The 13768-nt window shown below is 41.5% G+C and carries 11 protein-coding genes; 7 read left to right on the top strand and 4 right to left on the bottom strand.

What is annotated here, in order from left to right:
- Nucleotides 1-110: 110 nt before the first annotated feature.
- Complete coding sequence (gene def / locus B3P16_RS13960) at nucleotides 111-1337, bottom strand: peptide deformylase (RefSeq protein WP_286769196.1); 1227 nt, start codon at nucleotides 1335-1337, stop codon at nucleotides 111-113.
- Nucleotides 1338-1659: 322 nt separating this feature from the next.
- Here def and ruvX point away from each other — a divergent pair, with 322 nt between their 5' ends.
- Both ruvX and ybeY read left to right on the top strand, forming a co-directional pair.
- A complete protein-coding gene (gene ruvX, locus B3P16_RS13955; protein WP_070561409.1) occupies nucleotides 1660-2073 on the top strand; it encodes a Holliday junction resolvase RuvX in 414 nt (137 codons plus the stop codon).
- A 49-nt stretch (nucleotides 2074-2122) separates the two neighbouring features.
- The gene (gene ybeY / locus B3P16_RS13950; RefSeq protein ID WP_070561407.1) at nucleotides 2123-2551 is read left to right on the top strand and encodes an rRNA maturation RNase YbeY; all 429 of its coding nucleotides are present in this window, start codon (nucleotides 2123-2125) and stop codon (nucleotides 2549-2551) included.
- A gap of 139 nt (nucleotides 2552-2690) precedes the next feature.
- Here the strand turns inward: ybeY and B3P16_RS13945 are convergent, their stop codons facing one another.
- Nucleotides 2691-3110, bottom strand: a complete 420-nt coding sequence (locus tag B3P16_RS13945) for a nucleoside-diphosphate kinase (RefSeq protein WP_046672716.1) — start codon at nucleotides 3108-3110, stop codon at nucleotides 2691-2693.
- A gap of 285 nt (nucleotides 3111-3395) precedes the next feature.
- Between B3P16_RS13945 and B3P16_RS13940 the strand changes: the two genes are divergently transcribed.
- The 5 genes from B3P16_RS13940 to galK all read left to right on the top strand — a co-directional run bounded on the left by B3P16_RS13940 (nucleotide 3396) and on the right by galK (nucleotide 8918).
- Nucleotides 3396-4244: a 4-hydroxy-3-methylbut-2-enyl diphosphate reductase gene (locus B3P16_RS13940; protein ID WP_070561403.1), complete on the top strand. Its 849-nt coding sequence runs from the start codon at nucleotides 3396-3398 to the stop codon at nucleotides 4242-4244.
- A gap of 81 nt (nucleotides 4245-4325) precedes the next feature.
- On the top strand, nucleotides 4326-5360 hold the full coding sequence (gene hemH, locus B3P16_RS13935) for a ferrochelatase (RefSeq protein ID WP_286843324.1): 1035 nt from the start codon (nucleotides 4326-4328) through the stop codon (nucleotides 5358-5360).
- A 12-nt stretch (nucleotides 5361-5372) separates the two neighbouring features.
- Nucleotides 5373-6647, top strand: coding sequence for a metallophosphoesterase (locus tag B3P16_RS13930; RefSeq protein ID WP_070561399.1), 1275 nt, complete (start codon nucleotides 5373-5375; stop codon nucleotides 6645-6647).
- 68 nt (nucleotides 6648-6715) lie between these two features.
- The gene (locus B3P16_RS13925; protein ID WP_201640007.1) at nucleotides 6716-7765 is read left to right on the top strand and encodes a UDP-glucose--hexose-1-phosphate uridylyltransferase; all 1050 of its coding nucleotides are present in this window, start codon (nucleotides 6716-6718) and stop codon (nucleotides 7763-7765) included.
- A gap of 1 nt (nucleotide 7766) precedes the next feature.
- Entirely contained in the window at nucleotides 7767-8918 is a 1152-nt protein-coding gene (gene galK, locus B3P16_RS13920; RefSeq protein ID WP_286843321.1) for a galactokinase, read from the top strand.
- 91 nt (nucleotides 8919-9009) lie between these two features.
- Here the strand turns inward: galK and B3P16_RS13915 are convergent, their stop codons facing one another.
- Both B3P16_RS13915 and mfd read right to left on the bottom strand, forming a co-directional pair.
- Nucleotides 9010-10200, bottom strand: coding sequence for a trans-sulfuration enzyme family protein (locus B3P16_RS13915; protein WP_286843319.1), 1191 nt, complete (start codon nucleotides 10198-10200; stop codon nucleotides 9010-9012).
- A 219-nt stretch (nucleotides 10201-10419) separates the two neighbouring features.
- Complete coding sequence (gene mfd / locus B3P16_RS13910) at nucleotides 10420-13755, bottom strand: transcription-repair coupling factor (protein WP_286843317.1); 3336 nt, start codon at nucleotides 13753-13755, stop codon at nucleotides 10420-10422.
- Between the last annotated feature and the right edge of the window lie 13 nt (nucleotides 13756-13768).

The following is a 13768-nucleotide window of genomic DNA, read 5'->3' as shown; positions in this document are numbered from 1 at the left end:
ATAATAAATATTGAGCCCCCATGAATTCGTTCATGGGGGCTCTTTTTTGTTCCATTAGCAAATCACAATTTAGATACTTATGATTTGGTCCTTGATGTCGGGGCTATAAATTATGGTGTCAATGTTGTGGGGTGGATCGAAAATTCAATCTTGTCATTCAACGGAGCATAGCTTTCTTTGCTTTGCTCTTCCAGTCGATCTGGAAATAGAATGCCGAAAAGATGATCCGTTTCGTGCTGAAAAATAACAGCAGTAAAACCCTCGATATTTTCTTCGATAACTTTACCTTCTTTATTGATGTATTGCAGGCGGATCGCATAACTCCGTAATACATCTTCTTTACGGTTGGGGATAGAAAGACAGCCTTCTGCACCTTTGCGCTTCAGTTTGGAGCGCCATAGAATTTTAGGATTTACATAGAATTCAAATGGCTGATCCGGTTTGTCAAATCGCTGTACCCAGATTAAATTTTTATTGATGCCGATCTGTGGCGCTGCGATGCCTACACCGGGGTGATTGGGATCACGTACAGTCGCGAACATTCTTTTGGAAAGAGACTCAATCAATGGGTCGTTGTATTTGACATCACTGCTTGTCGCTTTTAAAACTCTCAGATCTTTATCGTCTGTTGTTTGCAATACGCGAAGAATTGCATTTTCATCTCCTGATAAAATGATTTTCTTGTCGGCAGCACTGAACTCCTGTCCTGCGTTAAGATTGACTGGTCTTTCATTCTTTGACTTATGAAATGCTTTTTCTCCGGCCATAATTTTTGTTTCTAAATTGTTCTCGACTGGGGGTACTGGGCAACGGTACCCGTTGCTATAGGCACAGTATGGGTTGTAGGCTTTGTTAAAGTCTATCTCAACATCGTTTCCTTTAATGTCGTCTGTGGATAAATCAATATACCGGCCCCCACTGTAGCTTTCCTGACCATTTGTTAAATCTAAAAATGGTAAAAATAAATGTTTTTTGTATGCAGGATTTTGAAATAATGCGACACTTTGGTAGACATTCAACGTATGTTCTTTTCCATGAAGCGTAAATGTTATGATAGCATAACGTTTGTATTCGTTGCTTGTGCCGTCGTAGGTCGGCATCCGGAATACCGGTTCATCAAATAGGACTTCAATTTTGGCGTTGACTTTATAACTGGCGTCTACAGGAAAGTAATCCAAAAACGCTACCTGATCTGATTTCAATGGGCCATATTGTTCTTTCGCCAATTCAGCGGCTTTTTCTTCACGAAGAGCAGTAATGTGTTGCTCGTATTTACTTTGGGCATGCGTATTCAAGCATAAGGCCAAAAGGAAACTGGCAATAAGTGTTTTTTTCATTTGTTTGCATATTTATTTGCCCGATTTCATACAGCCCAATGCCCTGTTGCTTTTGCTGTTATTTTGATCCGTTTACTTATAGGGTAAGTCGGTAGACCCGCTATGATCGGATTGAATTCGGTGATCTATTGCCCCAAAAAGCAAGTTAGTTTGCTTTTGTTAAATAGTCTATCAAAGTTATAGTTTTTTTTGATTAAAAAGTCAGAATTAAAAGATCAAAAATGAAAAGGGCATGTATTGAAAAGAAGTGTCCAATTGAAATATTACATCTTCCTGTGTAATACTCAGGACTACTTTGTATTTTTGTGAAAAATATATATCCATGAGATTGATGGCCTTTGATTACGGTACAAAACGAATAGGGGTTGCGGTGACCGATCCAATGCAAATTATTGCTACAGCATTGACGACGGTACACCCGCAGGATATCTGGACATACTTAGCCGATTATTTACAGACAGAACAGGTGGAAACTTTTGTTGTAGGCAAGCCACGGCAACTGGATGGGACCGACTCTGAATCCGCACAGCATGTTGTCGGGTTTATTCGAAAACTGAAAAAGACTTATCCCACAATTGCTGTCGCTGAAATAGACGAGCGTTTTACTTCTAAAATGGCTTCTGCAGCGATCGCACAAAGTGGCAAAAAAAAGAAGGATCGTCAACAAAAAGGGCTGATTGACACGGTGTCTGCAACGATTATTTTGCAAAGCTACATGGATAGCCGTAATTTTTAGATACACAGCGACTAATACGTCAAAATAAGAATGAATAAAAAATAGAAGGATGAAGAGCATATTATTTTTTACCGAGGATACGGATTTCAAATTAAAAGAAAAGGGAAAGATTCGTCAATGGATTGCTGATGCCATCAAAGGCGAAGGATTTAAGCGTGTGGGCGAATTGAGCTTTATCCTTTGCTCGGATGCTTACTTGCTTGAAATCAATAAGCAATATTTAAATCACGACACCTATACTGATATCGTTACTTTTGATTCTTCCGAATATGAGGACACCATCGCCGGCGATATTTTTATCAGTGTGGAACGTATTCAGGAGAATGCCGAAAAATTTAAGGTTGATGTGCGAGACGAGCTTCATCGGGTGATCATTCATGGTGTAATGCATCTGTGCGGTTATCCGGATAAAAAGCCGGCAGATAAAGCCAAGATGACCGCCAAGGAGGATGAGTATCTCGGTAAAAGAAACTTTTAATATACTCCTTCGTGCATTCATTAGGACCCACAGTTCGGTGAACCGACTGAAGATTCTATTTTACTCGAGAGAAGGAAGCAATACATAAAAAAAGCGCTTTACAATTTGTAAAACGCTTTTTTTATGTTGTTTCTAACGACTAGAATCTTTCAAATTGAGAGAAGAAGAAGTTTCCTTCAATAGCAGCATTCTCATCTGAATCCGATCCATGTATAGCGTTTGCATCAATAGATTTAGCATATTTGTTACGGATTGTACCTTCAGCTGCATCAGCAGGATTAGTCGCGCCGATCAATGTGCGGAAATCCTCAACAGCATTATCTTTTTCCAGGATTGCAGCAACGATAGGACCTGAAGTCATAAAGTTTACCAACTCACCATAGAAAGGACGCTCTTTGTGTACTGCATAGAATGCACCTGCTGTCTCTTGAGAAAGTTGGATGTATTTCATTGCAATGATTTTAAAACCACCAGCAATGATATCGTTCAAGATTGCACCGATGTGACCGTTCGCTACTGCGTCAGGTTTGATCATCGTAAAAGTTCTGTTAGTTGCCATTATTTTAATTTTTTTGCAAAATTAGATAAATTGCTTTTCATATGCAATATCATTACGCCTCAATATAGACACAATTATTGATAAGCCGACTAGCTGATGTCACCCTTATCGCTAAATTATTGGTTTTTGTTCCCGGATTTGTGCCTCTACTTAAATAGATGTTTCCTTTTGTTCCCAGCCCAATGTTTTTCTCTGTATGTAACAAAACTTTGTATCTGGCCGTTTATAGAAAAGTAAAAAAACAATTGATCTAAGTTCAATACGAATATGTAACTTTGTGTTATTATGGCATTAAATCTAACAGTAGACATCGATAAAGATTCAGGCTTTTGCTTTGGAGTGGTATACGCTATTGATATGGCAGAGGAAATTTTGGAGGAAGAGGGTTATCTTTATTGTTTGGGAGATATCGTTCATAATGACGAAGAAGTTGCCCGATTGAAAGCAAAAGGCTTACGCATTATCGATCATGCCGCCCTGCCGACCTTGAGCAATGAAAAGGTATTGATCCGTGCTCATGGTGAAGCCCCCGAGACTTATCGTGTTGCTTTGGAAAATAACATTACCTTGATAGATGCCTCTTGTCCTGTAGTGCTCAAACTACAGAACCGTATAAAAACGTCGTTCGATCAAGAGGAGAAAATTTTAATCTTTGGGAAGCACGGGCATGCTGAAGTGATCGGCTTGCAGGGGCAGACAAATAATGAAGCCTTAGTTTTTCAGGATATTTCCGAATTGGATCAAGTCGAATTGCCCGCCTCATTTACCTTATACAGCCAGACAACAAAAAGCGTGGATAAATTTTATGCCATCAAAGACGAACTGATCAGGCGAGGGTATGAAGTGAAAGCTAATGATACCATTTGTCGACAAGTTTCCAATCGATACGAAGATCTTGGCGCTTTCGCCAGACAATATGATAAGATCGTTTTTGTCTCAGGTAAGAAATCCTCCAATGGAAAGGTGCTGTTTGAAGTTTGTCAGAATGCCAATCCCGCTAGTTATTTTATTTCTGATCCTGCTGAATTAGATGCATCAGTCTTTGCTGAAAATGATCGTATTGGTATCTGTGGTGCCACTTCAACGCCAATGTGGTTGATGAAAGATGTAAAAGCAAGTTTAGAAGCATTATAAGCACAATTACCCGTCACAGATATTTCATAATTCCGCGGTTTAGATCCGGAGTGCATTCTTTTTTGCGTAGCTTTGTAAGCTATGAGCAATAAAGGCAAAAAAGGTATTCTTTTAGTACAATTGGGTACACCTGATAGTCCCACTACTCCAGATGTAAAGAGATATTTAACGGAGTTCCTAATGGATCCGCGAGTTATTGATATTCCTTATTTTCAACGCACCTTATTGGTCAAGGGAATCATTGCACGTACACGTGCGCCCAAATCGGCAAAAGTATACGAAACGATTTGGGATAAAGAAACGGGATCACCTTTGATGCACTATAGTATTTTGCAACGCAATCTGCTTCAAGAAGCGTTGGGTGAAGAATACCATGTGGAATTAGCGATGCGTTACCAAAACCCATCGATTGAGGCTGCATTGAAAAATATGGAGGGTCTATTTTTGGAGTCCATTCGTGTCATTCCTTTATTTCCACAGTACGCTTCAGCAACATCGGGTTCGGTCATCGATCGTGTCATGGAGCTTATTCGCAAATGGAATTATCTGCCAGAAATCAGTTTCGTAAGCAATTTCTGTACGGACGACTTAATGGCAGAAACTTATGCGGATCATGCCCGCAGGAACGATTTGGAAAGTTTTGACCATTTTGTCTTTAGTTATCACGGCCTTCCTGTGCGGCAGCTTGGAAAAGTAGATCCGACAGGTCAGCTTAAATGCCCCGAATCAGGCTGTGATTCTTGTAAAATGACAGTCAATTCATATTGCTATCTTTCGCAATGTTATGCGACAACACGGACGATAGCTGCCAAGCTCGGGTTGAAAAAAGAACAATATTCGCTCTGCTTTCAATCCCGTTTAGGTAAAGAACCCTGGATACAGCCCTATACCTCCGATTTATTGCATGATCTTGCCGCTAAGGGTTATAAGAAGTTATTAATTTTTAGTCCTGCTTTTGTGGCGGATTGTATCGAGACCATTGATGAAATTGGCGTGGAATATGCTAATGAATTTAAACATTTAGGGGGGGAGGAAGTGTGTTTGGTAGAGAGTCTTAATGATGATCCCAAATGGATCGAATCTTTAAAACAATTGGCGCTTAATGCCAAAAACTAAAATCGATAAAAGATGTTGTTAGTAAACGCGTGTGTATTACTCATATTGGATTTTTATATTTTCTTTGCGCTCCGTGCAACGAAGATTAAATTTCCCAAAACAAAGGTATTTTCCATTCTCTGGTGGTCTTATTCTGTTTTACTGCTATTGGGCGTTTTTATCTCAGCACAATATAGTATTCCTTTAATCGTACGGTCGGTTATTTTAGTCGCCTTTTTTCTGACAGCGGCGTCAAAGATATTTTTCTTTTTGATTTTGTTGATTGATGATATCCGACGTGGGGGTGTATGGTTGAAGCGTCTGTTCGCAAAAAAGAGATCTGTTGAGGATTTGGTCGACGATGCCGGAGACCCTTTACCAGAGAATCCAGTGAAAGGGATTAGCCGATCCGAATTTTTGACCAAAGCTGGTATTCTAGTTGGTGCCTCACCCTTGATACCCCTGAGCTGGGGAATTATTTCAGGAGCCTACGACTATCGTGTCAGGAGAGTCCCGTTGTATTTGCCAAATTTGCCCAAAGCATTCCATGGAATGACCATTGCGCAGATTTCAGATGTGCACTCAGGATCTTTCTATAATAAAAAGGCTGTCAGCGGTGGTATTGATATGCTTTTAAAGGAAAAAGCGGATGTGACATTTTTTACAGGTGATATCGTGAATGCCCAAGCTTCTGAAATGCGTGGTTATCAAGATATTTTTGCGCGTGTGAAATCTGATTTAGGTGTGTTTTCTACATTAGGTAACCACGATTATGGTGACTATTATTATGGTAAAGAAGATTCTCCTGCAAAGCGTAAGAACCTCCAGGATGTTATCGATGTGCATAAAATCATGGGCTGGGATCTTTTAATGGATGAAAATCGTAAGATTAAGGTCGACGGTGAAGAGCTTTGTATTGTCGGGGTCCAGAATTGGGGGACAGGTCGTTTTCCGAAACATGGTGATATCAAAAAAGCATTAATGGGTACCGAAGAGCAACCTGTTAAGTTGCTGTTATCGCACGATCCGTCGCATTGGCGGGCTCAGGTATTGGATACCGACGTGGATGTGATGTTTGCCGGACATACACATGGTATGCAATTTGGTGTAAGGTCCGAGATGTTGCAATGGAGTCCGGTACAATATATCTATAAGGAATGGGCAGGGCTTTATCGTGCGCAACAGAACAAACGATTATATGTTAATGTCGGCTATGGCTTTTTGGGTTATCCAGGACGTGTTGGAATTCTGCCTGAAATTACCATATTCGAATTGCTAAAAGCGCAGGACCCAAAGTTTAAAGCCTAAAAAATCCCCTTTGACTTTTGACTTAATATAGCTATAATTGTGTATTCTGTACACCAGTTATACATAACATGCAATCAACTTTAAACTTTGGGGACTCTCCCCACACACGTGTTAATATTCTTACCGGGGAAAAAGTACTTGTGTCTCCGCATCGTAGTAAAAGACCATGGCAAGGGCAAGTAGAAGATCTTCCCGGGGATAATAGACCGGAATATGATCCTCAATGCTATTTGTGTCCGACAAATAAACGAGCAGATGGTGATATCAATCCAGATTATAAAGAAAGTTTTGTCTTTGTGAACGATTTCTCAGCTTTATTAAAAGATACAAGCCAGCAGGAATTTAATGAAGATGAATTATTTATCGCCGAAACCGAAAAAGGAATCTGTAAAGTAATTGCATTCACCCCGCGGCACGATCTTACACTACCCGAAATGGATCAGGCTGCAATCAAATCGGTGGTCGATCTTTGGCAAAAAGAGTTTGTCGAACTTTCGAAGGTTGACTGGATCAAATACATTCAGATTTTCGAAAATAAAGGTGCGATTATGGGCTGTAGTAATCCGCATCCCCACGGGCAGATCTGGTCACAAAATCATTTGCCTGTAGAAATCCAGAAAGAATGCGTTCAGCAACTGCACTATTTCAGTAAATATCAACGTACCATCCTGTCAGATTATGTTAAAGCGGAGTTGAGAAAAGAAGAGCGCATTATTGACGAAAATGATTCTTTTGTTTCGCTAGTCCCTTTCTGGGCCGCCTGGCCTTACGAAACGATGATTGTGAGCAAACGATCTATCCAAAACATTGCCGGCTTTGACGAGAAGGAAAAGTCGGATTTTGCCGCTATCCTCAAGTTGCTGACGACGCGTTATGACAATCTCTTCAAAACATCCTTCCCCTATTCTGCAGGAATGCATCAGTCCCCAGTAAATGACGGTGACCACCCGGAATGGCACTGGCATATGCACTTCTATCCACCACTGTTACGTTCTGCTACCGTTAAAAAATTTATGGTTGGTTATGAAATGCTAGCGAATCCACAACGTGATATCACACCGGAGGTTGCCGCAGAACAGTTGCGAAATTGTTCGACAGTACATTATAAAGCTAAATAAGATGATAACAAAAGATACAATTGTAAATAAATTTAAAGAACTCTATCAAGAAGAACCTCTTGTCGTTACTTCACCCGGCCGGATTAATATCATTGGAGAACATACGGATTATAACGATGGATTTGTATTGCCTGCTGCAATTGACAAAGCAATATATGTTGCTGTAAGCAAGCGATCGGATGATAACATTGTGCTTTACGCGGAAGACTACAAGGAACGTCATGAGGTCAAGCTAGCGGCTATTGCTATTTCTGAGAAACATTGGCCAAACTATATTTTGGGGGTTGTTGACCAGTACCTGAAACGTGGTGCAACACTAGGTGGCTTCAACCTGTATATTGATGGTGATGTGCCACTGGGTGCTGGATTATCGTCTTCAGCAGCCGTTGAATGTGCCGTTACCTTAGCACTCAGCGAACTGTTCGATTTGCAGGTCGAACGACTCGATATTCCACAGATTGCTCAAAAGGCCGAACATACGTATGCTGGTGTGATGTGTGGTATCATGGATCAGTTTGCTTCAGCCTTTGGTAAAGAAAAAAATGTCATCAAACTGGATTGCCGCACCTTGGGTTTCGCGTATGTTCCACTTGATCTTAAGGGTTATGAAGTTGTATTATTGAATACAAACGTAAAGCATTCATTAGCTTCCACAGCTTACAATACACGTCGTGAACAATGTGAACAAGCTTCTGCATGGGTGCAGGAGAAGTACCCCGCTGTAAAGAACTTGCGCGATGTAACCATAGCGATGCTTGATGAATTGGTGAAAGATAAAGATGCCGATATCTATGCGAAAGCAAGCTTTGTGGTTCGTGAGAATGAACGCGTAGAGAAATCCTGTGATGCACTACGCTCGGGAGATGTTGTTCAGCTTGGACAGTATATTTTTCAGAGCCATGAGGGATTAAGTAAAGTGTATGAAGTCAGTTGTCCGGAACTGGATTATCTAGTGGATTACGTCAAGCAGTTTCCTGAGGTGATCGGTGCCCGAATGATGGGTGGCGGTTTCGGTGGATGTACAATCAATATCGTAAAAGAAGGCGTACTACCTTCAATTTTGCCAACACTTGAAAAAGAATACAAAGAGAAATTTGATAAAGAACTTTCGGCCATTCAGGTCAGGATTGCCGATGGTACCCGCGTACTTTAATAAAAAATAGGTGTGCAGTAAGGGGAATAACATTCACGTGTTATTCCCCTTCTTTTTTTGCCTTTTTTGATAAGGACTTACCACATAAGTCCTAGTCAAGCTGATCCAATGCCTGTTTTAAGTCGGCGATGAGATCATCGGCATGTTCGATGCCAACAGAGATACGCAACATCCCTAGCGTGATTCCCGAAGCTTCTTTCTGTTCCTTCGTATGGTGACCTCCCCACATACTCGCAGGGTGTACAATAAGCGATTCGACACCCCCCAAACTGGCCGCGTTAATAAATATGTGCAGTCCATTGATGAGTTTCTGTGCATTTAAAAATGCATCCTCTTCATCTTTACCATTGATATCGATGCAAATCATACCCGAAAATCCACTCATTTGTTGGGCTGCGAGCTCATGTTGTGGATGATTGGGTAATCCAGGATAACTGACTTTTTTGATTTTTGGATGTTGATCCAGAAACTCCGCCAGCTTCAGCGCATTGGTATTGATCTGTTTGACGCGTAGACTTAATGTTTTTAACCCCCGTAATAATAACCAGGAATCAAGCGGTGCGAGTGATGCGCCCAAAGCGACGGATCGTTTCCATACGCTGGCGATATAGTCCTGCGTACCGCAGACGATACCAGCAGTGAGGTCACTATGTCCACCTAAGTATTTCGTGGCACTGTGGACAACGACGTCTATTCCAAAATCTGTCGGTGTTTGATTGATAGGGGAGGCAAATGTGTTATCGACCATGCTCTGAATCCCATGTTGTTTGGCGAGTTTCCCGATCGCTTTTAGGTCTGTGATATGGAGATTAGGGTTCGATGGAGTCTCTATATAAATCAGCTTGGTATTTGCCTGAATAGCTTCACCAAACGCTGAAACATCGGTCTGGTCTACGGCGGTAACCGTGATGCCATAATCTGTTAAGAACTCTTTAAAGAAAATAGCTGTTCCGGAATAATGTGCATGTTGGGCGACAATGTGATCCCCCGATTTAACGATGGCCAATATGGCCGTGCTGATCGCTGCCATACCTGTTGCAAAGACCAGTGCATCCTCCGTTTTTTCCAATTTTGCTAGGATGGAGGCTACTTGGCTATTCGTCGGGTTGCCATGACGATGATAAAAATAAGGGTGTTTCGGTTCGGTCGCAGCTTTGATGTATTCCGTTGGATCAGGATCTGCAATGTAGGTGGATGTCTGATAGATTGGCGTAGTTACTGCAGATGTCTGGTTGAATTGCTGTCCTTCATGGACGAGTATCGTTTCGGTATTGGTAGTCATACTAATAATGTTGATTGATGCTTGTATTGCCTTAAGAGTCTATAATTCGATCTTGTCGAATCTTTGATCGTAAGGAACCCTTCGCTCGTTTGAAAGCATTGTTGGTGCTAATAGCGCGAAGACGGTTTATCTTGTATCTCAAATATAAATAAAATCTACTCAATATGTAGATTTTATTTATATCGGGTGCATCAATATGGCTTACAACATTAATACGTCTTACAACATTTCTTTCAGCAGGCTCAACGCATACCCAATGGTATTCACATTGTTTAACGCTAAACGAAGCTGGCCTTTGACTTCTTTGAGGTTGCTGATCTCGGGATGGCTTTGTACAAAGGACAGCACACGGCCGAATTGATCTGATTCAAAGTAGCTGGATTTGGGGTTATTGACAAAATAACCTTTCAATGTATGCTTTTTATACGCTATTTTTTCAAACCCGATCGTCTTCCCAAACCACTGTAAACGGAGTGTATTGAATAATTCAAAGACTTCGCGTGGGATAGGGCCAAAGCGATCTTCAAGTTCTTTTTCAAAGGCTGCCAATTGCTGCTCGTTTTCCAATTTGGAGAGTTCAGTATACAGATTATACCGTTCTGTAATATTGGTTACATATTCATCAGGGATCAATACCTCAAGGTCTGTGTCAATCTGCGTAAAGGACACATATTTTCGTTCTTTCTCATCCGCGAATACTGCCGAAAACTCGTCCTCTTTTAGCTCCTGAATAGCTTCGTCTAAGATTTTATGATACATTTCGAAACCGATCTCGGCAATAAAGCCCGATTGTTCGCCGCCCAAGAGATTTCCCGAGCCACGTATATCTAAATCGCGCATGGCAACATTAAATCCAGAGCCCAGTTCCGAAAACTCTTCTATTGCAGAAAGTCGTTTATAGGCTTCCGGTGTTAAGGTCGACAATGGCGGACTCAGTAGATAACAAAAAGCTTTCTTATTGGAGCGGCCCACCCGACCCCGCATTTGGTGCAGGTCGCTCAGGCCAAACATATGGGCATGATTGATAATGATCGTATTCGCATTTGGGATATCAAGACCCGCTTCAATAATCGTTGTTGCAATTAAGACATCAAAATCGTGATTGATAAACTTGAGCATCACATCCTCAAGTTCATCCCCTTCAAGTTGGCCATGTGCCACACCGACCCGTGCTCCGGGAACCAGCTTGCGAATCAAATTGCCCAGCTGCGGAAGATCTGCAACACGATTGTGGATAAAAAATACCTGCCCGCCACGATCAAGTTCGTAACTGACAGCTTCGCCGATCAATGTTTCATTGAAAACATGCAGTTCGGTCTGTACGGGCTGCCGGTTGGGTGGTGGAGTCGAGATGATACTTAGATCGCGGGCCCCCATCAATGAAAAGTGCAATGTTCTTGGAATTGGCGTTGCTGTCAATGTTAGCGAGTCTACATTCGCACGCATGACTTTCAATTTTTCCTTTACTGCCACCCCAAACTTTTGTTCCTCATCGATAATCATCAGGCCGAGATCTCTGAATTTGACATCTTTGCTAACAAGGCGGTGTGTACCAATGATAATGTCTATTTTTCCTTCAGCGAGCCTGGCTAAGGTATCTTTGATCTGTTTGCTCGTCTTGAAACGGTTGATATAGTCGATTGTGCATGGAAGGCCCTTTAGACGCTCCGAAAATGTCCGGTAGTGCTGTAATGCCAGGATAGTCGTCGGTACCAGGACAGCAACTTGTTTACTGTCTGCTACAGCTTTGAAGGCCGCACGGATGGCAACCTCCGTTTTTCCGAAGCCTACATCCCCACAGATCAATCGGTCCATCGGATGTGGCGATTCCATATCTTTTTTCACATCGGCAGTAGCCTTTTCCTGATCGGGTGTATCTTCATAAATAAAGGAGGCCTCCAGCTCATTCTGTAGGTAGCTATCCGGTGAGAACGCATTTCCATGCTGTGCCTTTCGTTTGGCATAAAGCATGATCAAGTCGCGCGCAATATCCTTGACTTTTTTCTTGGTCGTCTTCTTGAGTTTGTCCCAGGCGTCGGTACCCAATTTATTCATTTTGGGAACAGTTCCCTCCTTACCGGAATATTTGGAAATACGGTTTAAAGAGTTGATGTTCACATACAAAAGATCATTGTCCGCATAGATCAAGCGGATCATTTCCTGAGACTTACCGTTGACATCTACTTTCTCCAAACCTCCGTAGCGGCCGACACCATGGTCAATGTGTGTAATGAAATCGCCAGGTTTAAGATCTCGTAGATCTTTGAGCGTAATTGCCTGTGAGCGCTCGTAAGCCTTCTTACGTTTATATTTATAATAACGGTCAAATATCTGGTGATCCGTGTAACAGGCTAACTTTAAACTGTCGTCTCTAAAACCTTCGCGTAACGCTTTATGAATCGGAATGAAGGTGGCTGATTTATCGAGATCTTCCAGAATCGTATAGATGCGTTCGACCTGTTTGGTCGAATCTGAAAAGATCAGATTCTGAATTCGCTGGCTCTCATTCTCTTTGAAATTATGGATTAAGAGATTAAAATCTTTATTGAATGAAGGTTGGGGATGTATATCGAACTTGAACGTGGCTTCAGCTTTATAAAAGAACTGTTTGCCGAATTCGATGATGGGAAACTCAAAAAATAACGCATTGAGGTTTTTCTCGTCTGTAAATTCATAGGCTGGATTATGCCATTCCGGATTATCCTTTTTCTGCTTATCGGTTAATCCCGCCCATAATTTTTCCGCTTTCTTTAACCCATCTTTCACAATATCTAACGTAAATTGAGCGTCTTTGATCCAGATTGTAGCGTCCTGATCTACATATTCCAATAGTGAAATGTGTTGGGATGTCAGGAATTTCGCTTGAACATTTGGGACAATGGTTACTTTGTGGATTTTTTTGACAGACAGCTGCGATTCAATGTCAAATGTACGTATGCTTTCGATGTCATCGCCAAAGAATTCAATACGGTATGGGAGGTCATTCGAAAAAGAAAAGATATCTACAATGCCACCGCGTATCGCAAATTGTCCTGGTTCATACACAAAGTCGACACGTTCGAAATCATATTCGATCAAAAATTCGTTGATGAAATCAATACTTAGCGCCGTGTTTTCTGTTATTTCTAAGGTGTTTTTATCCAGGTCGTTGCGGTTGATCACTTTCTCCGCGATAGCCTCTGGATAAGTAACAACCATTTTCGGTAATTCCGACGTATGATTGAGCGAACTTAATGTCTCCGCACGTTGCAATACATTGGCGGAGTCCGTTTGCGTAAAATCAAATGCTTTGCGGTAAGACGAAGGGAAAAAAAGAACCTGCTTATCCAACAGGCTTTCCAGGTCACTTAAAAAATAAGAAGCGTCTTCATGAGTCGGTAAGATAAAGACCATTGGACGTTCCTGTAAGTTGTAAGAAGATACGGCTATGAATGCATCCGAAGAACCAATAAGCCCTTTCAACTGAATCTTGGGGTTTTTGGATTGTAAAGCCTTGGTAAGCGACTGAACAGTTTCGCTTTGGCTGTATTTTTCTAATATTTCTTGAATTCCCACGAGCAAAAATTTC

This window comes from Sphingobacterium sp. UBA7631, from assembly GCF_002483935.1.
GTDB lineage: Bacteria > Bacteroidota > Bacteroidia > Sphingobacteriales > Sphingobacteriaceae > Sphingobacterium > Sphingobacterium multivorum.
The sequence above is the reverse complement of the archived record's forward strand: the minus strand, read 5'-3'. Positions and strand labels throughout refer to the sequence as shown.